The organism is Serratia sp. CY43202, assembly GCF_052168755.1.
Taxonomy (GTDB): Bacteria; Pseudomonadota; Gammaproteobacteria; order Enterobacterales; family Enterobacteriaceae; genus Serratia; species Serratia bockelmannii.
The window spans coordinates 343,540-365,905 of record NZ_JBJNMB010000001.1 but is presented as its reverse complement, the minus strand read 5'-3'; the positions used below and the strand labels follow the sequence as shown (position 1 = coordinate 365,905).

General features: G+C 58.9%; 22 protein-coding genes and 1 tRNA gene. 10 read left to right on the top strand and 13 right to left on the bottom strand.

Annotation, left to right across the window (positions count from 1 at the left end; all coding sequences use genetic code 11):
- Window positions 1-219: 219 nt before the first annotated feature.
- Window positions 220-906, top strand: coding sequence for an aspartyl/asparaginyl beta-hydroxylase domain-containing protein (locus ACJ8J5_RS01775; protein WP_025303486.1), 687 nt, complete (start codon window positions 220-222; stop codon window positions 904-906).
- A 17-nt stretch (window positions 907-923) separates the two neighbouring features.
- Here ACJ8J5_RS01775 and ACJ8J5_RS01770 read toward each other — a convergent pair whose 3' ends face one another.
- Window positions 924-1,871, bottom strand: coding sequence for an aromatic alcohol reductase (locus ACJ8J5_RS01770; protein ID WP_173890364.1), 948 nt, complete (start codon window positions 1,869-1,871; stop codon window positions 924-926).
- 86 nt (window positions 1,872-1,957) lie between these two features.
- Here ACJ8J5_RS01770 and ACJ8J5_RS01765 point away from each other — a divergent pair, with 86 nt between their 5' ends.
- Window positions 1,958-2,380 carry a winged helix-turn-helix transcriptional regulator gene (locus ACJ8J5_RS01765; protein WP_060433579.1) on the top strand — a complete coding sequence of 141 codons (423 nt, stop codon included), beginning with the start codon at window positions 1,958-1,960 and terminating at the stop codon, window positions 2,378-2,380.
- Between the two features lie 30 nt (window positions 2,381-2,410).
- On the opposite strand, the gene ACJ8J5_RS01760 is transcribed toward ACJ8J5_RS01765, so the two are convergent.
- The 5 genes from ACJ8J5_RS01760 to ACJ8J5_RS01740 form a co-directional block, all read right to left on the bottom strand.
- A complete protein-coding gene (locus ACJ8J5_RS01760; RefSeq protein WP_025303489.1) occupies window positions 2,411-3,127 on the bottom strand; it encodes an ABC transporter ATP-binding protein in 717 nt (238 codons plus the stop codon).
- Entirely contained in the window at window positions 3,124-3,999 is an 876-nt protein-coding gene (locus ACJ8J5_RS01755; RefSeq protein WP_414104363.1) for an ABC transporter ATP-binding protein, read from the bottom strand. Before ACJ8J5_RS01755 ends, ACJ8J5_RS01760 begins: the two co-directional genes overlap by 4 nt.
- A complete protein-coding gene (gene livM / locus ACJ8J5_RS01750) occupies window positions 3,996-5,282 on the bottom strand; it encodes a high-affinity branched-chain amino acid ABC transporter permease LivM (RefSeq protein WP_151429226.1) in 1,287 nt (428 codons plus the stop codon). Before livM ends, ACJ8J5_RS01755 begins: the two co-directional genes overlap by 4 nt.
- A gap of 10 nt (window positions 5,283-5,292) precedes the next feature.
- Window positions 5,293-6,207 (bottom strand): ABC transporter permease subunit, encoded by a 915-nt coding sequence (locus ACJ8J5_RS01745; protein WP_004928592.1) that lies wholly within the window; start codon window positions 6,205-6,207, stop codon window positions 5,293-5,295.
- A gap of 125 nt (window positions 6,208-6,332) precedes the next feature.
- On the bottom strand, window positions 6,333-7,451 hold the full coding sequence (locus tag ACJ8J5_RS01740) for a branched-chain amino acid ABC transporter substrate-binding protein (protein WP_016927040.1): 1,119 nt from the start codon (window positions 7,449-7,451) through the stop codon (window positions 6,333-6,335).
- A 455-nt stretch (window positions 7,452-7,906) separates the two neighbouring features.
- Here ACJ8J5_RS01740 and ACJ8J5_RS01735 point away from each other — a divergent pair.
- Window positions 7,907-7,982: transfer RNA gene (locus tag ACJ8J5_RS01735), tRNA-Asn, on the top strand.
- 73 nt (window positions 7,983-8,055) lie between these two features.
- Here the strand turns inward: ACJ8J5_RS01735 and ACJ8J5_RS01730 are convergent.
- The 3 genes from ACJ8J5_RS01730 to ACJ8J5_RS01720 form a co-directional block, all read right to left on the bottom strand.
- The gene (locus ACJ8J5_RS01730) at window positions 8,056-9,264 is read right to left on the bottom strand and encodes an aldose 1-epimerase family protein (RefSeq protein ID WP_060433584.1); all 1,209 of its coding nucleotides are present in this window, start codon (window positions 9,262-9,264) and stop codon (window positions 8,056-8,058) included.
- Window positions 9,265-9,689: 425 nt separating this feature from the next.
- Window positions 9,690-9,992 carry an XRE family transcriptional regulator gene (locus ACJ8J5_RS01725; RefSeq protein ID WP_016927038.1) on the bottom strand — a complete coding sequence of 101 codons (303 nt, stop codon included), beginning with the start codon at window positions 9,990-9,992 and terminating at the stop codon, window positions 9,690-9,692.
- 4 nt (window positions 9,993-9,996) lie between these two features.
- Window positions 9,997-10,350 carry a type II toxin-antitoxin system RelE/ParE family toxin gene (locus tag ACJ8J5_RS01720; RefSeq protein WP_089181114.1) on the bottom strand — a complete coding sequence of 118 codons (354 nt, stop codon included), beginning with the start codon at window positions 10,348-10,350 and terminating at the stop codon, window positions 9,997-9,999.
- A gap of 438 nt (window positions 10,351-10,788) precedes the next feature.
- Between ACJ8J5_RS01720 and ACJ8J5_RS01715 the strand changes: the two genes are divergently transcribed.
- Together ACJ8J5_RS01715 and ACJ8J5_RS01710 are read left to right on the top strand one after the other, a co-directional pair.
- A complete protein-coding gene (locus ACJ8J5_RS01715) occupies window positions 10,789-12,084 on the top strand; it encodes an MFS transporter (RefSeq protein WP_414104362.1) in 1,296 nt (431 codons plus the stop codon).
- Between the two features lie 26 nt (window positions 12,085-12,110).
- Window positions 12,111-12,917, top strand: a complete 807-nt coding sequence (locus tag ACJ8J5_RS01710) for a substrate-binding domain-containing protein (protein WP_325977198.1) — start codon at window positions 12,111-12,113, stop codon at window positions 12,915-12,917.
- On the opposite strand, the gene ACJ8J5_RS01705 is transcribed toward ACJ8J5_RS01710, so the two are convergent.
- The 3 genes from ACJ8J5_RS01705 to ACJ8J5_RS01695 all read right to left on the bottom strand — a co-directional run bounded on the left by ACJ8J5_RS01705 (window position 12,892) and on the right by ACJ8J5_RS01695 (window position 15,604).
- A complete protein-coding gene (locus tag ACJ8J5_RS01705; RefSeq protein ID WP_043143085.1) occupies window positions 12,892-13,791 on the bottom strand; it encodes a LysR family transcriptional regulator in 900 nt (299 codons plus the stop codon). The genes ACJ8J5_RS01710 and ACJ8J5_RS01705 overlap by 26 nt on opposite strands.
- A 103-nt stretch (window positions 13,792-13,894) precedes the next feature.
- Window positions 13,895-14,260, bottom strand: a complete 366-nt coding sequence (locus ACJ8J5_RS01700; RefSeq protein ID WP_004935528.1) for a diacylglycerol kinase — start codon at window positions 14,258-14,260, stop codon at window positions 13,895-13,897.
- A gap of 219 nt (window positions 14,261-14,479) precedes the next feature.
- Entirely contained in the window at window positions 14,480-15,604 is a 1,125-nt protein-coding gene (locus ACJ8J5_RS01695; protein ID WP_025303498.1) for a hypothetical protein, read from the bottom strand.
- A gap of 737 nt (window positions 15,605-16,341) precedes the next feature.
- Here ACJ8J5_RS01695 and ACJ8J5_RS01690 point away from each other — a divergent pair.
- Genes ACJ8J5_RS01690 through spt form a run of 4 tightly spaced genes read left to right on the top strand, consistent with a single transcriptional unit; the run spans window position 16,342 to window position 20,443 of the window.
- Window positions 16,342-18,081, top strand: coding sequence for a fatty acyl-AMP ligase (locus ACJ8J5_RS01690; protein ID WP_414104361.1), 1,740 nt, complete (start codon window positions 16,342-16,344; stop codon window positions 18,079-18,081).
- Window positions 18,078-18,992, top strand: a complete 915-nt coding sequence (locus ACJ8J5_RS01685; protein WP_060447909.1) for an NAD-dependent epimerase/dehydratase family protein — start codon at window positions 18,078-18,080, stop codon at window positions 18,990-18,992. The genes ACJ8J5_RS01690 and ACJ8J5_RS01685 overlap by 4 nt, the downstream gene beginning before the upstream one ends.
- A gap of 31 nt (window positions 18,993-19,023) precedes the next feature.
- Entirely contained in the window at window positions 19,024-19,284 is a 261-nt protein-coding gene (locus ACJ8J5_RS01680; protein ID WP_015378483.1) for an acyl carrier protein, read from the top strand.
- Complete coding sequence (gene spt, locus ACJ8J5_RS01675; protein WP_060433594.1) at window positions 19,271-20,443, top strand: serine palmitoyltransferase; 1,173 nt, start codon at window positions 19,271-19,273, stop codon at window positions 20,441-20,443. The genes ACJ8J5_RS01680 and spt overlap by 14 nt, the downstream gene beginning before the upstream one ends.
- Window positions 20,444-20,511: 68 nt before the next feature.
- Here the strand turns inward: spt and ACJ8J5_RS01670 are convergent, their stop codons facing one another.
- Entirely contained in the window at window positions 20,512-21,243 is a 732-nt protein-coding gene (locus tag ACJ8J5_RS01670) for an ATP-binding protein (RefSeq protein ID WP_025303502.1), read from the bottom strand.
- A gap of 371 nt (window positions 21,244-21,614) precedes the next feature.
- Here ACJ8J5_RS01670 and ACJ8J5_RS01665 point away from each other — a divergent pair, with 371 nt between their 5' ends.
- Window positions 21,615-22,340, top strand: a complete 726-nt coding sequence (locus tag ACJ8J5_RS01665; protein WP_060447911.1) for a hypothetical protein — start codon at window positions 21,615-21,617, stop codon at window positions 22,338-22,340.
- Window positions 22,341-22,366 lie beyond the last annotated feature (26 nt).

The window sequence follows — 22,366 nt, the reverse complement described above, 5'->3', positions numbered from 1 at the left end:
CCGGCCCGCTAAATGCGATACGCGTCACACTTTAATTGTGTGGTTTTTTTCGCCGCATTTCGACACATTCGCAGACACACGGTTGCACAAATGCTGTGCTAATCTCTTGAAGCGTACCAATTTTTCCTGCCGCTCTTCCCCTCCGGCCGCCACACAGGACGCGCCGCGCCGAAGAACCGCGCGCAGTGTCCCTTTGGCGTTTTCTGAGGCGAGGTCATTATGTCTGCGATTTATGATTGGTCCGTGCTCGCATTGCGCAATGTTTACGATCGCCGCATTCAGGGCAAACCAGTGCTCGACAGCGCCGCGCTGTTCCCCGACGCCGAACGTTTCACCGCTCAATGGCGGCAGATCCGCGAAGAGGCGCTGACCGTCGCCCACGATCTGCACAATATTCCCCGTTTTCACGAGATCATGATCCAGCAGGAATCGATCTCCGCCAACGACGCACGCGACTGGCGCATGTTCATCATGAAGGCCTACGGCCAGCCGATTGACCGCAACCTGGCGCGTTGCCCGACGCTGGCGGCGCTGATCGCTTCGTCGCCGGACGTACTGTCCGCCTCGCTCTCCTTCCTCGCGCCCGGCAAGCAGGTGCCGCCCCACCGCGGGCCGTTTCGCGGCATTCTGCGCGGCTATCTGGTGCTGGACATGCCCAAACGCGCCGACGGCGTACCCGCGGCGGTGCTGAAAGTGGACGGCCGCGAATACCGGCTGCACGAAGGGGAGTTCATGCTGTGGGACGATACCTTCGAACACGAGGTGTGGAACGACAGCCCGCAGGTGCGCACCGTGCTGCTGCTGGACATCCGCCGCCGCGACATGCCCGGCGGGCTGCGGCTGCTCTCCAGCGCCATCATCGCCCTGGTGCGGCTGAACGTGCGCTGGATGCAGCGCCAGTTCTGATTCCGGCGCTCAGGCGACTAACCGTCCTGAGAGATCGGCCATTGCTGCGCCAGCCACTGCTCGGCGGTGGTGGTGGCTATGCCCTGGCGCGCATTGAAGGTTTTCGCCTTATCCCAGGCCACGCCGTCGGGGCGGGCGAAAGCCAGCCGGTATTTGGCGCCGACGTCGCGCGGATGGTTCCGCACCTCCGCCTGCAGCCGCTCTTTGTCCAACAAGACTCTGTTGACCTCAACGCCCCAGTGCGCCTGCATGACATCGGCAAGCTCGCGGTAGGTCAGCGTGTCCCCGGCGATATAGACTACCTGGTTGCGAAACGCGGGCCGATGGAAAAAAATCGCGGCCGTCAGCCGGCCAATGTCCGCGGGAGTGGTCAGCGTCACCGCGTAGCGCCAGTCGCCCAGCGCGCGCACCGTTTTGGTTGCCGCGTCCACCACGCCAAAGCCCGAGTCAAACAGGTAGCTGGTGAAAATGCCCGTGGAAACAATCACCCACTCCGTCGTCTTCTGCGCACGCAACAGGTGACGCACCTCGAGCTGTTCATCCCACACCTGTTGCCCGCTGCCTTTGCCGACAACATCGTAGTCCACGCCGAACTGCCACGGGAAGTAGCGCGCCACGCCCGCTTGCAAGACGGCCTGAGTGATCTTTATCTGCGTGCCCACCCCGCCGACAAAGCCGCTGCAGTTGATCACTGCGTCGAAGGAACGGAATAACGCACTCAGCGCCTCCACGCCGTTTTGCTGCAGATCGCCTTCCACCACGGCGATACCGAGCCGCGCCAGCGCATCCCGCCGCGCACGATGCGGGCCGCTCACGGCGCGGGCGGCCTCCGGCCGGAGCAGCACGCTGATTTTTAAAGCATGGTGTAACCGAGCCTGCCGGCTCATCGCACGCAATACCGGCAGCCCCAGTTCACCGGCGCCGAGGATGAGCACGGTATTGATAGATGGATTTGTGGATTTCATTCTTGCCTCCTGTCTTGACACTGCGCCATCCTGACAGCTGACAAAAACGGGTTCAATTAGGTACACGCGTGATACCGGAGAGGAATATGACGAACGATCGGGAAGCGCTGCTGCAATTTTCACAGGCGTTCTGTGAAGCATTGAGCAACGACGATGAAGGGCTAAAGCGTGAGATCCTCGCGCATGCGGGCAACCGTTGGTCGCTGGGGGTATTGCATATCCTGGGTACCCACGGGCCGCTGCGCCACGGCGAGATAGGCCGCCAATTAGCGGGCGTGACGCAGAGAATGCTGACGCGGACGCTGCGCCATCTCGAGCGGGACGGGTTGATATCGCGCTGCGATTATCAGGAAAAACTGCCCCGCGTGGTTTACACCATCACCGACGCGGGGGAAGAGATGCTGCTCAACATGCTGCCGCTCTGGTCGTGGATTATCTCCTCCGCCGGCTCCTTCAGAGCGGCCCGCTCGCGCTACGACGATCAAGAACGAAGCGCCATCGAGGGATGAACGTGGGCATCCCTGCCCGTGGGGCGGCGCTCAGCCGCCGCCCAGATAGGCCTTTCTCACCTCCGGATCGTTCAACAGCTCCTGGCCGCTGCCGGTGAGGCGGATCTGGCCGTTGACCATCACATAACCGCGATCGGACAGCTTCAGCGCGTGGTTGGCGTTCTGCTCCACCAGAAACAGCGTCATGCCGCTGCGGGTCAGCTCGCGCAGCACGCCGAAGATCTGCCGCACCACGATCGGCGCCAGCCCCAGGCTCGGCTCGTCCAACAGCAGTAGCTTCGGCCGGCTCATCAGCGCGCGGGCGATCGCCAACATCTGCTGCTCACCGCCGGACATGGTCATCGCCCGCTGGTTGCGCCGCTCTTTCAGGCGCGGAAACAGCTCGAACATGCGCGGCAAATCCTCCTCCAGGTAGCGATTGCCGACGGTGATGGTGCCCATCAGCAGGTTCTCCTCTACGCTCATGTCCGGAAAGATGCGCCGCCCTTCCGGCGCCTGCGCGATGCCGCTGCTGGCAACAAAGTGCGTGGAGCGGCGGCTGATGTCCTCGCCGCCAAACAGGATCTGCCCGCCGGCGATGCGCGGCTGGCCGAAGATCGACATCAACAGCGTGGATTTGCCCGCGCCGTTGGCGCCGATCAGCGCCACCGTCTCCCCGGCGTTAACCTGCAACGACACCTTGCGCAGCGCCTGGATCGGCCCGTAAAACACGTCCACTTCGCGAAATTCCAGCATCGCCTCGCTCATCCCGCCAGCTCCTCTTCGTCCGCGCCCAGGTAGGCGGCGATCACCGTCTCGTTGTGCTGGATCTCCTGCGGCGTGCCGCGGGCGATCACGTCGCCGTGATCGAGCACGATCACCCGATCGGAGATCTCCATCACCATGCCCATGTCATGCTCGATCAGCAGCACCGTGATGCCGTGATGCTGGCGCAGAAAACGGATGATGCGGCTCAGCGTGGCCGTCTCCACCGGGTTCAGCCCGGCGGCCGGCTCATCAAGGCAGATCATTTCCGGCGCGGTGCACATGGCGCGCGCGATCTCCAGCCGCCGCTGCTGGCCGTAGGACATCTCCCCCGCCAGCCGGTTGGCGCAGTCCACCAGATCCACCACCTCCAGCCAGTAGAAGGCGTGATCGAGCGCGGCGCTTTCCGCCCGGCGGTAGCCCGGCGTATTCAGCACCCCGGCGATCAGGTTGCGGTTGCTCTGCATGTGCTGCGCCACCAGCAGGTTCTCCACCACCGACATTTCGCGGAACAGACGGATATTCTGGAAGGTGCGCGCCAGCCCGGCGCGGTTGACCAGGTGGGTGCCGCCGAACATCTTGTAATAGAGGCGCGAACCGAGCCGCTTCGGGCGTATCCAATCACCGGCGCGAAACTTCTGCCCCAGCACCTGGATCACATCGGTTGGCCGCTTGTGGGTATTGAGCAGGATCGCGCCGCCGGTGGCGCGGTAAAAACCGGTCAGGCAGTTGAACACCGTGGTCTTGCCGGCGCCGTTGGGGCCGATCAGGGCGGTGATGGAGCCGCGCTCCACCTCCAGATTGACGTCGTTCAGCGCCTTGATGCCGCCAAAGCGCATCATCAGGTGTTCCACCCGCAAAATGGCGTCGCTCATGGCGCCACCCCCTTGCGTTCCGCAAAGCTGGCGCGGCTGATGCGCACCAGCCCGCGCGGCCGCCAGATCATCATCGCCACCATCAGCACGCCGAACAACAGCACCCGGTATTCGGCAAAGCTGCGCAGCAGCTCCGGCGCCACCGTCAGCACGAAGGCCGCCAGCACCACGCCAAGGGTAGACCCCATGCCGCCCAATACCACGATCGCCAGGATCAGCGCCGACTCGAAGAAGGTGAACGAGGTCGGATTGACAAAGCCCTGATAGGTGGCGAAAAACACCCCCGCCAGCCCGGCGGTGGAGGCGCCCAGCATAAACGCCGACAGCTTCACCAGCACGTGGTTCAGCCCGAGAGAGCGGCAGGCGATCTCATCTTCGCGCAGCGCCTCCCAGGCGCGGCCGATCGGCATGCGCGTCAGCCGGTGCTTGATGTACAGCACCAGCAGCACCACCAAAAACAGCACCGCGTAGATGAAAATGAACTTGAGATTCGGGTTGTAATCGATGCCGAGAAACTCGTGGATCGGCACGCCGCCGTCTTTGGCGCGCCGGCCGAATTCCAGGCCGAACACCGTCGGCGCCGGCACCGAAATGCCGTTCGGCCCGCCGGTGAGCGACATCCAGTTGTTCAGCACCAGCCGGATGATCTCGCCGAACCCGAGCGTGACGATCGCCAGGTAGTCGCCGTGCATGCGCAGCACCGGGAAACCCAGCAGCGCGCCCGCCAACGCCGCCATCAGCGCCCCCAGCGGCAGCATCGCCCAAAACCCCAGCCCGAGATACTGGTAGCCCAACGCCAACCCGTAGGCGCCGATGGCGTAAAACGCCACGTACCCCAGATCGAGCAGCCCCGCCAACCCGACCACGATGTTCAGCCCCAGCCCGAGCAGCACGTAGATCAGGCCGAGGATCGCCACCGTCAGCAGGTATTTGGTGGCGACGAACGGGAACAGCAGCGCGATCGCCGCCATCAGCGGCAGGAACCAGCGCAGGTTGGATTTATCGCCCAGCGGCCGTACGTAGACGCCGTCGTTGCCGCCGTCGAAGCGCGCCAGCACTCTGCGCCCCGGCGCGGTTTGCAGGAACAGGCTCAGCAGCAGCCGCCCGGCCATCACCGCGACGATAATCCACACCAGCCGGTGCGGTTCGAAGTTGAAGCTGTAGCCGTTCAGCACGATGCCGACGATCGGCCCGAACACGATCAGGGCGATCAGCCCGGCCAAGACGGCGTCCAGCAGGCTGCGTTTAACGTCCAGCCCGCCGTTGATCACGGATTGCGACATGGCGTTCTCCTTAAACCTTGGCGATCAGCGGCCGGCCGAGCAGCCCCTGCGGACGGAAGATCAGGATCGCCACCAGCAACCCGAAGGAGAACACGTCCTTGTAATCCGAGTTCACCATGCCGGCGAACTGCGCCTCCGCCACCCCGAGCAGCAGCCCGCCCAGCATCGCGCCCGGCAGCGATCCGATGCCGCCCAGCACCGCGGCGGTGAAGGCCTTGATACCGATGATAAAGCCGACGTAAAAATCGAAGGTGCCGTAGTTCATGGTGATCAGCACCCCGGCCAGCCCGGCCATGGCAGCACCGATCACAAACACCAGCGAGATCACCCGATCGGTATTGATGCCGAGAATCGAGGCCATTTTGCGATCCTGCTGGGTGGCGCGGCAGATGCGCCCCAGCCGGGTACGCTGAATGATGTAGGTGAGGATCGCCATGCCGAGCAGTGACGCCACCAGAATGAACACCTTGGTGTAGGTGATCTGCACCACGCCGCCGTCGAACTCCAGGCGGAACACGCCGCTCAGCAGCGTAGGGATACCCTGCTGGCGCGGCCCCTGGCTTATCTGCGCGTAGTTTTGCAGGATTAACGACATGCCGATGGCGGAGATCAGCGGCGCCAGGCGGGTGGAGTTGCGCAGCGGCTTGTAGGCAATACGCTCGATCACCCAGCCGTACACCCCGGTGATAACGATGGTGAACACCAGCGTGCCGAGGATCAGCAACGGGAACGAGTGCAGCCCGAAGAACGACAGCAGCGCCAAACCGATGGCGCACAGGTAGGCGGAGATCATGTACACCTCGCCGTGAGCGAAGTTGATCATACCGATGATGCCGTAAACCATGGTGTAGCCGATGGCGATCAGGCCATACACCGCACCGAGGGTCAGGCCGTTGATCAGCTGTTGCAGAAAGAATACATCCATAATGAGCAGTCTCGCCTGGTAAGGCCGCCAACGCCGTCCGACGCGGCCCAAAGGTCATCGCGGAACGGGCTCGCCAGGACGGCGAGCCCGTCTGTCATAGAGTCACAACGTCAGTATTGGGTTGTTCAAAGCTGGTGATATTTGCCCTTGTCATCCCACTGATAGACCACGTAGTCCGAGACCTTCAGGTCGCCCTTCTGATCCCAGGCTTTTTTGCCCATCACGGTGTCGACATCGTGCGACTTCAGCCATTCGGCGGCCTTGGCGCTATCTTTGCCGCCGGTGGCGTTGAAGGCGGCGGCGATCGCCTGGATCGAGGCATAGGAGTAGAGGGTGTACCCTTCCGGTTCAAAACCGCTGGCGCGGAACTTGGCGATCACCGCCTTGCCTTCCGCGATCTGACGCGGATCGTTGCCGAAGGTCATCAGCACGCCGTTGGTGTACTGCGGCCCGCCGGCGGCGGTCACCAGCTCTTCGGTCACCACGCAGTCGCCGGAGAAGAACTTGGCGGTCACGCCCTGCTCGCGCATCTGGCGCACCAGCGGCCCGGCTTCCGGATGGCAGCCGCCGAAGTAGACCACGTCCGGCTTGACCGAGGCGATCTTGGTCACCAGCGCGTTGAAGTCTTTCTCACCGCGCGACAGCCCCTCATACAGCACTTCCTTGACCCCGCGCTTGTTCATTGCCGCCTTCGCTGCGTCCGCCAGCCCCTGGCCGTAGGTGTCTTTATCGTGGATCACCGCGATGCGTTTGGCCTTCAGGGTATCCAGCATGTAGTTGGTGGCGATCACCCCCTGCTGATCGTCGCGCCCGCACATGCGGAACATCGTCTTCATGCCGCGCTCGGTGATCTGCGGGTTGGTGGAGCCGGGGGTAATGGCGATGATGCCGGCCTCGTCATACACCTCGGAGGCGGGCATGGTGGAAGAGGAGCAGAAGTGGCCGACCACCGCCGAGACCTTGTCCTGATCCACCAGCCGGTTGGCGACCGCGACCGCCTGTTTCGGTTCGCAGGCGTCATCCCCCTGCACCAGCTTGATTTTTTCCCCTTTGATGCCGCCGGCGGCGTTGATATCCGCCGCCGCCTGCGAAGCCCCGCGCCAATACTGATCGCCGTAAGTGGCGTTCGGCCCGGAGAACGGCCCGGCGACGCCGATGACAATATCGGCCTGCGCGGAAAACGCCGTACCTAAACAACCGATGAGCAAAGCAGCGAGCGGACTTTTTATCAATTTCGATGACATTGTTATCTTCCTCAGCACTGTTGTAGCGAAACGCCCTGGGGCGCGGATCAGTCACTTTATGTGTAGACGGGGAAAATAATTTTCTTGAGAGCGCAGTCGCATTCCCCAAAAATGGGTAAGCAAAAATCCAGCCATTGTGACGACGAATACATATTGTTTGCTTATTCATCCTACATATCAGTTGCGGCGCGGCGTGTGGCGGCGTTAGCCGGGGACTGGGCAATACGGCTAACGCGAGAGGAAGTATGGGAGGGAGAACGGCCCTGCACCATCGCCGTGCAAAGGCGTGTGCAAGCGGCGTCAAACGATTTGGGATGCAAAAATCAACGCATAGCGATGGAAAATGCCGAAAAACAGCGCAAGGTGCTCATTCCCTCAGCAAACGCACTTTTTTTGCAGTTTAGCGCTTTGACAAACCCCAGGCGCCCCGCTATTATTCGCCCCGTTCACACGATTCCTCTGTAGTTCAGTCGGTAGAACGGCGGACTGTTAATCCGTATGTCACTGGTTCGAGTCCAGTCAGAGGAGCCATATTTAGAGAAGCCCGCTTAAGGAAACTTAAGCGGGCTTTTTGCTTTAACGCTAAATGCATCGACAGGCAGCGTTACTCTTTGGCTATCGGCGCGTCATTCTCATCAATTTTTACCTTGCCCTGAATATCCGCAATCTTCTGCTCCAGATCCGCCACCTGTGCTTTGCTGTGCAGCAAGGTATAGGTCAGATCAAACTGCGCACTGGCGCCTGGCTGCAGCTGCTTAACGCGTTTTTGTTCGCGCTCGATAGTGACCGGGTAGGCATAGCTGGTGCCCGGCTCAATCCCCGTGACATACCCCTGTTTTAACGTATCGGTATTCTTCCACAGCGTCAGGACGGGCAACTGGCGGGTATCGAACTGAATCGCCACCCCTTTGTCGCCCGCGTTATTGACCAGCGCCGCCAGTGTCTGATGATTCGGATCCGATAATGGCTTAATGTTAAAGACCATTTCATCGAACCCTTTGGTTGGACCGGCATAGGTTGCCCAGGTCTTCAGCCCGGCTTTGGCATAGTCGTTAAACGGGCTGATGCTGGCCATCGGCGCCAGGAAGCGGGCGCCATTTTCCAGAATCGGTGCGCCGAAATTGCTGTGATAAATAATCTGGTAGTCATGGGGATAATCCGCCCGGTTGGTTAACACATCATGCAGGCGGAAACTGTTGCTGCCGGGCACATAGCGCAATTCGGTCAGGGTTTGCAGATCGGCTTTTTTGAATGTGCTCTCTTTGATCAGGCCGCGAACACGAATTTCATACGGCGCCGTATCCGCGACCTCAACCTCAACCCGCGAGGCCGGCGTATTGCCCGCTTTGCCGTGCAACGTGTACATTTGCCCTCCTTCGGTCACCGGATGACCGGTCCACTCATAGCCACAACGCACCATCATCTCGTTGAAACCTTCCAGCCAACCGAGCCCATTGCGGCTTTCCAGGTTGATAAAGGCGGGATTGACCACCTCTTTGACCGGGGAATCCCATCCCATTTTCGCGCCAAAGCCTTCTGCCCGCAGGAGGTTCATGCCGCGGGTGGGGCTCAGCGTGATGGTCAGGCCATCCTCGCTGCGGATAATGACGACTTTGCTGCCTTCTTGCTTGCCGCCGTGCAACACTTTCTGCTCAATGCTGAACGTTTTATCCTTCACCTTCAGCGCCTCGCTCGAAATCTTCCAGTTTCCTTTCTCCACGCCATCTTCAGCGCTGGTCAGCACCCAACTCTGCGCCGCAGCCTGTCCTGAAATCAGGGCCGAAAACACCGCCATCACCCATGCCTTTTTCATTTCCCTTCCCCTTTAGCTGAATCGATTTTTTTCTAAGCAAGGAAAATCTACTGTTAAGCAGGTTAAAGAAATGTGATGAGCTTCACCGGGTGAGTATTTGACGAAATAGCGCGATAAAAATACGAATTTCATCGCAGTTTTAATGAAAGACGTTGAGTTTTTGCACACAAAACGAGCTATTTATCAACATAATTTGTATCGTTTCAGCTAAGGAGCAAAGAGACAGTTACGGGCAAGCAAGACATCGCGAAGGGAGTGCGCGTGGCTTGTTTAACGCTATCCGGCCCAAACGAAAGTGCTCAGACAGCCTGCCCGTCTTGCGCCTCTTTGCTTTCACGGCCGCCTGCTTGTGTCAAAGGAGCCCTGGTGCACAAAGCCCGCTCCGGGGAACCTGAGCGGGCTTTGTGCCTTTCTGCCGTTAGCGCTTACAGCACAAACTCGTAGTGAGAGCCGTCCGGCAGTTCGATGTCCAGGCGCAGTTTGCCGCCGGCCGCCTCAACATAGCGTTTAAGCGAAGACAGTTTCAGATCGCGGCCCGGTTTTTCCATCACGGCAACGGTCGGCTGCCTGATCCCCAGCGCCTGCGCCATTTCAACCTGCGTTTTCTGTACTTTTTCACGCAGCTCGGCAAGGTGAATGTTCAGCATGATGTCCGCCGCCAGCGCCTGCGCTTTGGCCACGACCTCGGGCTTTTCATCCGCAATAAGCTGTTCCAACGTTCTGCCCATCGCGTCACTCCTTCTCGTTTAATGTGTTCAGCCAGTTCGTGAATTCCCGATCGGCAATCTGAAGCATTCGATCGTAAAAGCGTTTTTCATTGCCGGCTTTATTGCCCGCGCAAAGCACAATGCCAATACGGTACGGATCGAAAGCGAAGAATGCCCGCAACGGTTCGCCACGGCTCTGAATGCGCAACTCTTTCATATTGCTGTAACGTGAGCCTTTAACCGTATCGGCATAGGGTCTGGGCAGACCCGGCCCCTTTTCCCGCAGGGCCATCAATGCGGCAAGTACGCCGGCCCGATCGGCATCGCTGAGCGATCTGTACCAATGATCAAATGCATCCGTTGTTTTAATTTCCCACACGGGACCTCCCTAAAATATAGATCAGTAACTATATAGATGTAAAGCTATGGCAGAGAGGCGCAGGGATAACATGCAAAGGCATACGTGGATACTGCAAGGCTGAACGTACATCCACGTATTTTGCAAACGCAGTGCGAGGTATTCATCTTTTTACGTACGGTATCGAACAATCGTTCAGAGGCACGGGGCGCTTCCCCGCCGCCCCTTTATGAACCCTGTCACAAAAAGCGCATAACGTTTTCGGCGTTCTGCGCAGCGGGCAATGAGCGACAAACTTGTTAACGCCACGTTACATCGGGTTAGGCAACATTGTTAACGCCGATTGATGCGTCAAACGCATCGCGCCATGCGTTTATTGCGCTTATTTACTTTATTTTCCTGAGCGAGTCTTCAGCAACAGGCGCGGCGTCAGGCGCCAATCGCAAACTGGAGATAAAGATGCATTCCTCTTCCTCACCCATGACCATCCGGGCCAGAGCCAGCGCGATCCTGCGCGTCACCTCCGGCAACTTTCTGGAACAGTTCGACTTCTTTCTGTTCGGCTTTTACGCCACCTATATCGCACACACCTTTTTCCCGGCCAGCAGCGAATTTGCCTCGCTGATGATGACCTTCGCGGTATTCGGCGCCGGTTTTCTGATGCGCCCCATTGGCGCCATCGTGCTGGGCGCTTACATCGATAAAGTCGGCCGCCGCAAAGGGCTGATCGTGACCCTGTCGATCATGGCTACGGGCACCTTCCTGATCGTATTGATCCCCTCTTACCAGAGCATCGGGCTTTGGGCGCCGCTGCTGGTGCTGTGCGGACGCCTGTTGCAAGGCTTCTCGGCGGGCGCGGAGCTGGGCGGCGTGTCCGTCTATCTGGCCGAGATCGCCACGCCGGGCCGTAAGGGCTTCTACACCAGCTGGCAGTCCGGCAGCCAGCAGGTGGCTATCATGGTGGCGGCGGCCATGGGCTTCGCGCTCAATGCGGCGCTGGAAGAAAGCGCCATTCGCGAATGGGGCTGGCGCCTGCCTTTCCTGTTCGGCTGCCTGATCGTTCCCTTTATCTTCCTCCTGCGCCGCAAGCTGGAAGAGACGCAGGAATTTACCGCCCGACGTCACCACCTGGCGATGCGCGACGTGTTTAAAACCCTGCTGAAAAACTGGCCGGTGGTCATCGCCGGCATGCTGATGGTCGCCATGACCACCACCGCGTTTTACCTGATCACCGTCTATGCGCCGACCTTCGGCAAAAAGGTGCTGCTGCTCAGCGCCTCCGACAGCTTGCTGGTCACCTTACTGGTCGCGATTTCCAACTTCATCTGGCTGCCCATCGGCGGCGCGCTGTCGGATCGCTTCGGCCGCAAACCGGTGTTGGTCGCCATGGCGCTGCTGACCCTGGCCGCCGCCTACCCGGCGCTCAGCCTGCTCGCCGCCGCCCCCAGCTTCAGCATGATGCTGGCCGTGCTGCTGTGGCTGTCCTTCATTTACGGCCTCTACAACGGCGCGATGATCCCGGCCTTGACGGAGATCATGCCAACGGAGGTGCGGGTCGCCGGCTTCTCGCTGGCCTACAGCCTGGCGACGGCGGTGTTCGGCGGCTTTACGCCGGTAGTCTCCACTGCGTTGATCGAATACACCGGCGACAAGGCTTCACCGGGCTACTGGATGAGCTTCGCCGCGCTGTGCGCCCTGCTGGCGACGCTGTATATGTATCGCCGCATCGCCATGCCGCTGCAAACCGCGCGCTAAGCCGCCATCTCAAAAGGAATGATGTCATGCAAAAACTCACTCGTTCGATCCTCGCCGCGCTGGTGTGCGTCTCCTGCAGTACGGCGGCGCTGGCCAAAGACGTGACCGTGATGATCTCCGGCGGCTTCAAAGCCGCACTGGAGAAGCTGGCCCCGGAATATGAAGCCCAAAGCGGCGATAAAATCATTCTGGTGTCCGGCCCCTCGATGGGCAAAACGCCGCAGGCGATCCCCGCGCGGTTAGCGCGCGGAGAGCAAGCCGATGTGCTGATCATGGTGGGCGACGCGCTCACCCAACTGGAAAAAGAGCGCTGGACCCAGCCGGGTTCGCGCGTGGAACTGGCCGATTCGCCGATCGGCATGGTGGTCAAACAGGGCGCGCCCAAGCCGGTGATAAAAACGGATGCCGACCTGCGCAAGGTCCTGCTGCAGGCGGACTCTTTCGCCTATTCCGACAGCGCCAGCGGCCGCTATGTCAGCGGCCAACTGTTCAAAAAGCTCGGCATCGAGGAACAGGTGAAAGGAAAGGCGCATAAGGTTGAGCGCATCCCGGTGGCCTCTGAAGTGGCGCAGGGGAAATACGCGCTGGGTTTCCAGCAGGTCAGCGAATTGCTACCCGTGGCGGGCGTGACCTTTATCGGCGAGCTGCCGGAAAACGTGCAGTACATCACCCGCTTCGCGGGGGCGGTGACCGCCAAGGCGGAGCACCGCCGCGAAGGCAAAGCGCTGCTGGACTTCCTCGCCTCCTCTCAGGCGCAGCCGACCATTCGCGCGACCGGCATGCGAACCGTGCCGGCGCCGCAGCCGGTCAGGCAGAGTGATACTGTTCAGTAATCAGCTTTTCCAGCTCAGCGGCGACGAAAGACTGCATGCGGCCACCGCGTCTGATGAGGCCTACGGTGCGTTTCACCACCGGATCGACCAGCGGCACCGACGTCAACACCGAATGCTCTGAAGCGGGCATCGACATAGCGGGCACGGCGGCAATGCCGATGCCCGCCTCAACCATGCCCAGCATGGTCGTCACATGGCGAGTTTCACACACGCTGGGGCGTTCCGGCACGAGGTGTTCCAGGCGCTGATCGAGCAGATTGCGATTGCCGGAGGTTTTATCCAGCGACACGTAATCCTGCTGATAAAACTCCCGCCAGGTGAGGCTCTTTTTACCGGCGAGCGAATGGTCACGCCGGCAGGCGGCCACGTAGACGTCCCCCACCAACGGCACAAACTCAAGATTAGGCTGCAGCCGCCCGGCGAAGCAGATGCCGAAATCGGCCTGGCCGCCGGTGACCGCCTCGATGACATTGCCTGCGCTGCCGTCGATCAGCTTAACGCGCACGCGCGGATAGCGAAGCCGGAAACGGCGTATCACGTCGGGCATGAAATAGTAGGCCGCCGATGGTACCGTGGCGACGGTGACCAGCCCCACCCGCTCCTGGCTGACCTTATCGATATCGGCCATCACCGCTTCGACGTTCATCAGTAACTGCTCCGAACGTTCGGCGAAGGCCTGCCCGTACAGCGTCAAGGTCACGCGCCGGGTGGTGCGGTCGAACAATTTGATGCCCAGCGCGTTTTCCAGCTTCTCAATCCTGCGGCTCAATGCCGACTGCGACAGGCAGATGGACTCTGCGGCCAGCCGAAAATTGCCGTACTCCACCAGCGCGCGAAACGCATAAAGATCGTTGAGATCAAAATTCACGGGCATAACGGCCAACTCTCCTTGCTGAAATGGCAGAGGACGCAAAACAACGATGATAACCGCTTATATCGCCACGGCAACCGGCTTGCTGGTTGAGCCACCAAAGCCCCTATCGCCCCAGCAGCACCATTCCCCAAATAATGATAGTCATCACCACGGCCACCAGCTGCGCTGCGCCGCCCAAATCTTTGGCGCGTTTGGATAACGGATGTAATTCCAGCGAAATGCGATCGACCACGGTTTCAATCGCCGTATTAAGCAGTTCAACCACCAATAGCAGAAAACTGCAGGTGATTAATAACAGCCGCTCTATATTTGTAATATCTAAACCAAATGTAACAACCAGTAAAATGGCGTTAATAACCAATAATTGGCGGAACGCATCTTCGGTAAGCACGGCGTCAATAAACCCGGCCCAGGAATTCCTTATGCTGTAGGTTAATCGGCTTATTCCTTTTTTCTTTTCCACAGGCATACAATCTGCTCTCGTCAAGACTGCGACAATCACTCGCGAATAAATAACGCGGCGTGAATTTATCACGAGTTTATTAATTAAGGACCTTAACTGTTCTCTTCCAGGAGGCGATGCATTCCCTCACGCGCCGTCACCCTGCCCCTGAAACGGCACCGCCCGAAAATACCCTGCCGCGGTTATTATTCTGAGAACGTGAAAAGGCGATGCGTTATCAGCCGGTTAAAGCGTTTTCTCGAACAAGCGGTAGCGCTTATAGGGAACTGCGCCGATGCGTTCTAAAATCGTCCGCATGCCGGTATTGGTTTCCAGGATCCACGACATTTCCAGCGCGTCGATATTGCGCTTCGCGAAAGGCTCGCGCAGCGCCTCAATAAGCAACAGCGCAATAATCGGCCCGATGCGGCTGAATTGATATTCCTGACGCACGCCCATCAACGGCACGCGCGCGGTGCGCACGCCGCTGACTTTCAGCCGCCACAAGAGCTTCGCCCAACCGAACGGCAATAACCGCCCCTGCAGATCGGCAATCGCTTCGTTGATGTTTGGCAAGCCGACAATAAAGGCGCAGGGGGCACCATCCACCTCGGCGATATGGATCATATCGTCGGGCACCAGAAACTTCAGCTGATCCCCCATGGTGGCGAACTCATGCTCGGTGAACGGGACAAACCCCCAGTTATGCTGCCACCCGGAGTTGAACACCTCGCGCAGCACCTGCATCTCCTCGCGAAAGCGCTTGCGATTGAGGCGGCGCACGGTCACCTTTTTGCGCACCTGATCCATCATCCGGGTCAGCGACGGCGAAAAATGCAGATCGGTTCTTTTCATCCAATAGGCAAGCAAATCAATCCCTTCGCTGTAGCCCTGTTGCGCTATCTGGGCCGCGTAGTAGGGTTTCGCGTGCGTCATCAGGGCGGAAGGCGGGGTATCGAACCCTTCGACCAACAGGCCGCTTTCCTGATTGATATTGAGGCTGAATGGCCCGGTGATTTTACGCGCGCCTTTCGATCTCAGCCACTCTTCCGCGACCGTGAATAAGGTGCTGAAAACGGCGGGATCGTCAACGGCGTCAATCATGCCAAAGTGGCCGGTATCCTCGCCATGCAGCTCCCGGTGCAGAGAATCGATTTGCGCCGTGATGCGCCCAACGACTTTGCCTTGTTTTTTGGCCACCCATGCCTGCCATTCAATATGGTCGGTGCCGGGATTCTTCTTTGACAGGTGCTCTTCGCGCTCGACATGCAGCGGCTCAATCCAGTTCGGATCATCGCGAAACAGTTGCGAAGGGAAAGCAATAAATTCTTTAAGTTCGCGTTTATCCAGAACTTTCTCAATACGGATCATAAATAGCCTTACGTTTTAATAAAATAATTAAATGAGCGCGCGACAACGCCTTTAGCATTTTTTATGCTGTTCTCTTTTATTGGATTGTGTATTGCCTCCGGTTAAATGATAAGAAAAACCGAATATTACCCCCTGTGAATCAGCGCATTATTGGCTCTACATTCACCCTGTGATGTCCATAATTGATAAAAAAAGGAAACAGAAAGCGGCGCAGCCAGGCTACGCTAATGGTGCTCTTTTATTATTTCGTGCTGTTATGGCAAAATAAACTCGCCGTCTTTAGTGTACCGACTTTAATCAGGAGGTGTGCCGCCATCTTTACCACTTAATGCTCTTTTTAAGATTAGCCTTAAATGAATCGTTCACTTTTGGATTTCTTGCGGCATACTGTTTAGGAAGTGTTTAAGTTCCAAGATAGCCATGCATGAGGTCATAACCTATGAGCCGACAGTTATTTCCTGCCCGACAGATGCAGACTAAAGAACGGCGAAACCCGGATATTACAATAGCCTCTCGTATATCGCCGGGGTGCCGTTCAGGCTGATAGCACGGGCTACTCGCGCTCTGACCGGTTAATAACCGGCGTGCCGCTCAAGCACGGCAATATACGCTGTTCGCGGAATGAAGATGGTTGAATAACAAACTTATTCAAAAACCTATTCATAGTAAAACATCAATTACCTCGCCAAGAGTGATTTTCTCTTTTGGTGATTTTTAATCTATGGCTAAGTTTGTCTATGTCTGAAACAAGTTCCGTTCATTCTCTTCCCATGCGCTATGCGGACTTCCCCACTTTAGTGGACGCGTTGGATTACGCGGCGCTGGGCAATACGGGAATGAATTTTTACGACCGGCGCAATCAACTCGTGACCGTTCTCGAATATCGCACGCTGCAGCAAAAAGCGATCTCGGGCGCGCGGCGTTTATTGTCCCTGAAACTCAAGAAAGGCGATCGCGTGGCGCTTATCGCCGAAACCAGCGCGGGATTCGTCGAAGCCTTTTTCGCGTGCCAATATGCCGGCCTGGTCGCGGTGCCGTTGGCGATCCCGATGGGCGTGGGCCAGCGCGACTCCTACACCGCCAAACTGAAAGGGCTGATCGCCAGTTGCAACCCGGCGGCGATCATCAGCAGCGAAGAGTGGACACCGCTCATCGCGTCGGCCACGGAAAACACGTCGGCGATGCACATCCTCAGCGACGAGGATTTTAACGCCTTGCCGGAGCCGGAGATCGCGTTGCCCGCGCCTTCGCCCGACGATATCGCCTACCTCCAATACACCTCGGGCAGCACCCGCTTTCCGCGCGGCGTGATCATTACCCAGCGGGCGGCCATGGCGAACCTGAACGCGATCAGCCGCGACGGGATCAAGCTGCGTGCGGGCGATCGCTGCGTTTCATGGCTGCCCTTCTATCACGACATGGGCCTGGTCGGTTTCCTGCTGACGCCGGTAGCGACCCAGCTGTCCGTCGATTATCTGCGCACGCAAGATTTCGCCATGCGCCCGATGCAGTGGCTGAAACTGATCGCCAAGAATCACGGCACGGTGTCCGTCGCCCCGCCGTTCGGCTACGATCTGTGTCTACGCCGCAGCAACGCCAAAGAGCTGGCCGATCTGGATCTTTCCAGCTGGCGGGTTGCCGGCGTAGGCGCCGAGCCGATCCCGGCCGAGCTGCTCGGCCAGTTTGGCGAACACTTCAGCAGCATCAACTTCGACAGCAAAGCCTTCATGCCGTGTTACGGCCTGGCCGAGAACACCCTGGCGGTGAGCTTTTCCGATCCTTGCTCCGGCCCGCAAACCAACGCGGTCGACCGCGATATTTTGGAGTACGAGGGTAAAGCGGTCGCGCCGGGCAAAAAAACCCGCGCCGTCTCGACCTTCGTCAACTGCGGCCGTGCGCTGCCCGGCCACCGCATCGAGATCCGCAGCGAAACCGGGCAACCGCTGCCGGAGCGCCAGGTCGGCCATATCACGATTTCCGGCCCCAGCCTGATGAACGGCTATTTCTGCGACGATGAATCTCAGAAGCAAATTCAGGTGACCGGGTGGATGGATACCGGTGATCTGGGCTACCTGCTGGACGGCTATCTGTACGTCACCGGCCGCAAGAAGGACTTGATCATCATTCGCGGCCGCAATATCTGGCCACAGGATATCGAGTACGTCGCGGAATCCGAACCGGAAATCCGTTCCGGCGATGCGATTGCCTTCGTGACTGAAGAACACGACGAAGCGGCCAGGATCATTTTGCAAATCCAGTGCCGAGTCAGTTCGGAAGAACGCCGGGAACAAATCGTGCATTCGCTGAGCGCGCGCATTCAAAGCGAGTTCGGCATTGCGGTGGACATCGAGCTGCTGCCGCCGCACAGCATTCCCCGCACGTCATCGGGCAAACCCGCCCGTGCGGAGGCCAAAAAACGCTGGCTGAGCGCTTCGCTCTATCCGCAAATGCCGCAGCTGGCCGGTTTCGCGCAATGAGCGGCACCGTCGCAGTGACGGGCGCGACCGGCTTTATCGGTCGGCATATCGTCCAGGAACTGCTGGCGCAAGGGTTTAACGTGCGCGCCCTGACGCGGCAAGCCGGAAAAGCCGCTGCGGACAACCTGCAGTGGATCCCCGGCGCGCTGGAAGATCGGCCCTCGCTCACCGAGCTGGTGCGCGGCGCAGAATACGTCGTGCATTGTGCGGGCCAGGTGCGCGGGCATGCGGAAGCGGTGTTCACCCGCTGCAACGTCACCGGCAGCCTGAACCTGATGCAGGCGGCCAGGCAAAACGGTCGCTGCAATCGTTTCTTGTTCATGTCGTCGCTGGCGGCCCGCCATCCGGCGCTGTCCTGGTACGCCCATTCAAAACAGGCCGCCGAGCAGCAACTCATCGCCGCCTCCGGCGATATCGCGCTGGGGATTTTCCGCCCAACGGCGGTTTACGGGCCGGGCGATAAAGAGCTGAAACCGCTGTTCAACGGCCTGCTGCGCGGCGTACTGCCCCGGCTGGGCGCGCCTGAGGCCAAGCTCACTTTTCTGCACGTGAGCGATTTGGCAAAGGCGGTCAGCCAATGGGTGCAGGCCGAACCCGCGCAGCCGAATATTTACGAACTGTGCGACGGCGTAGCCGAAGGCTATAACTGGCTGCGCCTACGCGACATCGGCGCCGCCGTGCGTCACGGGCCGGTGCGTCTGGTGGGCATTCCGCTGCCGCTGCTGAAAGCCCTGGCGGATATCAGCGTGGTGTGGAACCGCCTGGTCAAACAAGAGCCGATGCTGACGCGCAGCAAAATACGCGAATTAACGCATCGCGACTGGTCCGCCAGTAATCACGCGCTGTCGCAACAGATTAATTGGTTTCCACAGGTAAGTTTGGAGCGCGCACTGCGCGAAGGGCTGTTTTAATTATTCCAATTAGAGGTGTGTCAACGTTCTTATGCTAAATCGCGATGCTGTAATGGATTATATCCTGACGTGTTTGCAAGGTATCGTCGAAGGCGGAGTGGAAATAAAACCTGATAGCGATCTCGTCAATGATCTTGGCCTGGAATCCATCAGAGTCTTGGATCTGCTGATGATGCTGGAAGATGAATTAGATATCTCCATTCCTATCAATATATTGCTTGATGTCAGAACGCCTGAGCAACTGCTTGACGCGCTGCGCCCTTATCTGGAGAAAAACCATGGGACTGTATGATAAGTTTGCGCGGCTCGCCAATGACCGTGAGCAATTTCAAACGTCCGGTCTGAATCCGTTCGGCACCTGCATCGACGAAGTCTATTCCGCCACCCAGGGGCGCATCGGCGATCAAAAGATTGTCCTCGCCGGCACCAATAATTACCTTGGCCTGACGTTCGATGCGCAGGCGATCGCCGCCGGCCAGGCGGCCCTGGCCGCGCTCGGCACCGGCACCACCGGCTCGCGCATGGCGAACGGCAGTTACGGATCGCACCTGACGCTGGAACGGGAGCTGGCGGAATTCTTCGATCGCCCCAGCGCCATCGTGTTCTCCACCGGCTATACCGCCAACCTGGGCGTCATCAGCACGCTGGCGGGACCAGGCTCCGTGGTGTTGATCGACGCGGACAGCCACGCGAGCATTTACGACGCCTGCGCCCTCGGCGGCGCGGAGATTATTCGCTTCCGCCACAATGACGCCGCCGATCTGGAGCGCCGCATGGTGCGCCTGGGCGAACGCGCCCGCGAGGCGATCATTATCGTGGAAGGCATCTACAGCATGCTGGGCGACGTCGCCCCGCTGGTGGAAATCGTCGATATCAAGCGGCGGCTCGGCGGCTATCTGCTGGTCGACGAAGCGCACTCCTTCGGCGTGATGGGCGAGCACGGCCGCGGCCTGGCCGAAGCGCTCGGCGTCGAGCAAGACGTGGATATTATCCTGGGCACCTTCAGCAAAAGCCTGGCTTCAATCGGCGGTTTCGCCGTCGGCGGCAAAGGGATGGACGTGCTGCGCTACAGCAGCCGGCCGTATATCTTTACCGCTTCGCCGTCGCCGTCCAGCATCGCATCGGTGCGCACGGCGCTGCAAAAAATCGCGCGCCATCCCGAGCTGCGGGAAAAGCTGTGGAGCAACGCGCACCGTCTGTACCACGGCCTCGCCGAACTGGGGTATACCCTGGGGCCGCGCATCAGCCCGGTGGTGCCGGTGATGATCGGTTCAAAAGAAGAAGGATTGCGTTTCTGGCGCGAGCTGATCGCCCACGGGGTGTATGTAAACCTGGTGCTGCCACCGGCCGCGCCGGCGGGCGTCACCCTGTTGCGCTGCAGCGTCAATGCCGCGCACAGTGATGAAGAGATAGACGCCATCGTGCGCGCCTTTGCGGCGCTGAAAAAATAAAGCCTTCCCTCTCGGCCGCGGCGGCGGTGCCAAAATGGTATCGCCGCCCTGCCGAATCGCTGCGCACCTCAGTGCGCAGCCGTTGATACCCCATCAGCCGAATAGCGATAACCCTGCGCCGCCATAAATTCCCCGATGGCTTTTTCCGCCGCCGAAAGCACCTCCTCGATCGGCCGATCGGCATCGAGATCCACGATGTCGGCGCCTTCGAACGTCAATAACGGCGTGACGGCGATCTTCTTCTCCAACGCCGCTTTGCGGTGATCGGGTTTACGCGCGCAGGCCACGTCCAGACTGACATTCAGCTTGAGTACCAGATCCGGTTTTTGCCCCGCCATCCATTGGAACGCCGCCCGCTCGCGCGCCGCCAGCCAACGGACAAAACGGCTCCCTTCCACGTCGACGGGAAAAACCGTACCGTCGTAAGCGCCGGGGATTTGCGCCTGCGGAAAACGGTCGGTCAACACGATGAAACCTTGCCGACGGTACGCCAGCATGCGGCGGAAACGCAGCAGCCGCCGCCCCACGAAAGCGATGATCACCGCCGACGGCAACAGGCCGATGCGGGATTTTTTCGTTTTGACTTTTTTGGTATTACTCTCGATAGCCTTGCCCACCGAGCGCCCGAGCAGTGGCAATTTCGCCGCCGCGCGGCCGACGTTGCCCGCCTGTTTGCCCAGATGCACTTGCACCGCCGGGCCATAATGTTTCATATACGCGATCAGATGTTCACAAACGGTGGACTTACCCGATCCGTCGCTGCCGATAACCGCAATCAGCGGCGGAAATTTTGCACTCATAATAAGACTCTCTTTCAATACACCAGAAACGGCGTGCCATATTTGAAGCGGCCTGTCGCTTATCATTGCCGTGGCGGCTACGTGAAAAAATTTACCGTAGCGCGGCGCCAAAAAGCACAAAATATTAAGCGAAAATGGAAAACCTCTGCTCTTTTTTCACCGTGAGCCCTACCGGGAATTAACATAAAAAGCGAAACCGGCGCGCGCACGAACAATTAGCACAAAATAACAAGAACGAACGCCATAAATATCAATTCAAATAGCGAACAAGAATACCAATCTCATTATTTTATCGCAGCAAAGCACAATAAATATCTTGAACCCAAGGCGTATTGGAATACAATAGTTTTTTTCGCATTGGATCAATTATTGTGAGTCAGCAGATAAGACCTTCATCTGATCGCTCGCCCGTGCGCGTAATAGCGATAACCGGCTGTGACGGCTCGGGAAAATCCACGTTAGCTGCCAGCCTGGTCAACGCGTTATCGGCACAAGAACCTGCCGAACTGCTGTATCTCGGCCAGTCTTCCGGGCGCATCGGCGAATGGATCAGTTCGCTGCCGATTATTGGCTCGCCCTTCGGGCGTTATTTGCTGAAGAAATCGGAACGCGTGCATGAGCGCCCTTCCACACCGCCGGATAATGCCACGGCGCTGGTAATTTTTTTACTCTCCTATTGGCGCGTTTATAAATTCCGTCGCATGCTGAAGAAAAGCCGCAGCGGCGCATTGCTGATCACCGATCGTTATCCGCAGGCCGAAGTGGCAGGGTTTCGTTTCGATGGCCCGCAGCTGGCGAAAACCGCCGGCGGCAATCGCTGGATCCGCGGGCTGAGAAAGCGCGAACAAAAGCTGTACCAATGGATGGCGTCTTATCAGCCCTTATTATTAATTCGGCTGGATATTGACGAACAAACGGCCTATTCACGTAAACCCGATCACTCGCTGGCGGCGTTGCGTGAAAAGATCGCCGTCATCCCGCACCTGACGTTTAATGGCGCTAACATATTGGATTTAGACGGCCGCGAGCCGGCTAACCGTATTTTCGATGCCTCACTGCGCGCCGTTAAAATATCGCTGAGGGCCGCCAATGCCTAGCCGCCAAATAACCTTTTCGTACCGAA

Excerpts from the sequence above, each read along its gene's own strand:
- ACJ8J5_RS01695 (WP_025303498.1), bottom strand. The coding sequence starts at position 15,604 with ATGATCCGTATTGAGAAAGTTCTGGATAAACGCGAACTTAAAGAATTT.
- ACJ8J5_RS01690 (WP_414104361.1), top strand. The coding sequence starts at position 16,342 with ATGTCTGAAACAAGTTCCGTTCATTCTCTTCCCATGCGCTATGCGGAC.
- ACJ8J5_RS01740 (WP_016927040.1), bottom strand. The coding sequence starts at position 7,451 with ATGTCATCGAAATTGATAAAAAGTCCGCTCGCTGCTTTGCTCATCGGT.
- ACJ8J5_RS01670 (WP_025303502.1), bottom strand. The coding sequence starts at position 21,243 with ATGAGTGCAAAATTTCCGCCGCTGATTGCGGTTATCGGCAGCGACGGA.
- ACJ8J5_RS01765 (WP_060433579.1), top strand. The coding sequence starts at position 1,958 with ATGACGAACGATCGGGAAGCGCTGCTGCAATTTTCACAGGCGTTCTGT.
- ACJ8J5_RS01710 (WP_325977198.1), top strand. The coding sequence starts at position 12,111 with ATGCAAAAACTCACTCGTTCGATCCTCGCCGCGCTGGTGTGCGTCTCC.
- livM (WP_151429226.1), bottom strand. The coding sequence starts at position 5,282 with ATGTCGCAATCCGTGATCAACGGCGGGCTGGACGTTAAACGCAGCCTG.
- ACJ8J5_RS01685 (WP_060447909.1), top strand. The coding sequence starts at position 18,078 with ATGAGCGGCACCGTCGCAGTGACGGGCGCGACCGGCTTTATCGGTCGG.
- ACJ8J5_RS01745 (WP_004928592.1), bottom strand. The coding sequence starts at position 6,207 with ATGGATGTATTCTTTCTGCAACAGCTGATCAACGGCCTGACCCTCGGT.
- ACJ8J5_RS01775 (WP_025303486.1), top strand. The coding sequence starts at position 220 with ATGTCTGCGATTTATGATTGGTCCGTGCTCGCATTGCGCAATGTTTAC.
- ACJ8J5_RS01705 (WP_043143085.1), bottom strand. The coding sequence starts at position 13,791 with ATGCCCGTGAATTTTGATCTCAACGATCTTTATGCGTTTCGCGCGCTG.
- spt (WP_060433594.1), top strand. The coding sequence starts at position 19,271 with ATGGGACTGTATGATAAGTTTGCGCGGCTCGCCAATGACCGTGAGCAA.
- ACJ8J5_RS01730 (WP_060433584.1), bottom strand. The coding sequence starts at position 9,264 with ATGAAAAAGGCATGGGTGATGGCGGTGTTTTCGGCCCTGATTTCAGGA.
- ACJ8J5_RS01715 (WP_414104362.1), top strand. The coding sequence starts at position 10,789 with ATGCATTCCTCTTCCTCACCCATGACCATCCGGGCCAGAGCCAGCGCG.
- ACJ8J5_RS01680 (WP_015378483.1), top strand. The coding sequence starts at position 19,024 with ATGCTAAATCGCGATGCTGTAATGGATTATATCCTGACGTGTTTGCAA.
- ACJ8J5_RS01770 (WP_173890364.1), bottom strand. The coding sequence starts at position 1,871 with ATGAAATCCACAAATCCATCTATCAATACCGTGCTCATCCTCGGCGCC.
- ACJ8J5_RS01700 (WP_004935528.1), bottom strand. The coding sequence starts at position 14,260 with ATGCCTGTGGAAAAGAAAAAAGGAATAAGCCGATTAACCTACAGCATA.
- ACJ8J5_RS01755 (WP_414104363.1), bottom strand. The coding sequence starts at position 3,999 with ATGAGCGACGCCATTTTGCGGGTGGAACACCTGATGATGCGCTTTGGC.
- ACJ8J5_RS01725 (WP_016927038.1), bottom strand. The coding sequence starts at position 9,992 with ATGGGCAGAACGTTGGAACAGCTTATTGCGGATGAAAAGCCCGAGGTC.
- ACJ8J5_RS01760 (WP_025303489.1), bottom strand. The coding sequence starts at position 3,127 with ATGAGCGAGGCGATGCTGGAATTTCGCGAAGTGGACGTGTTTTACGGG.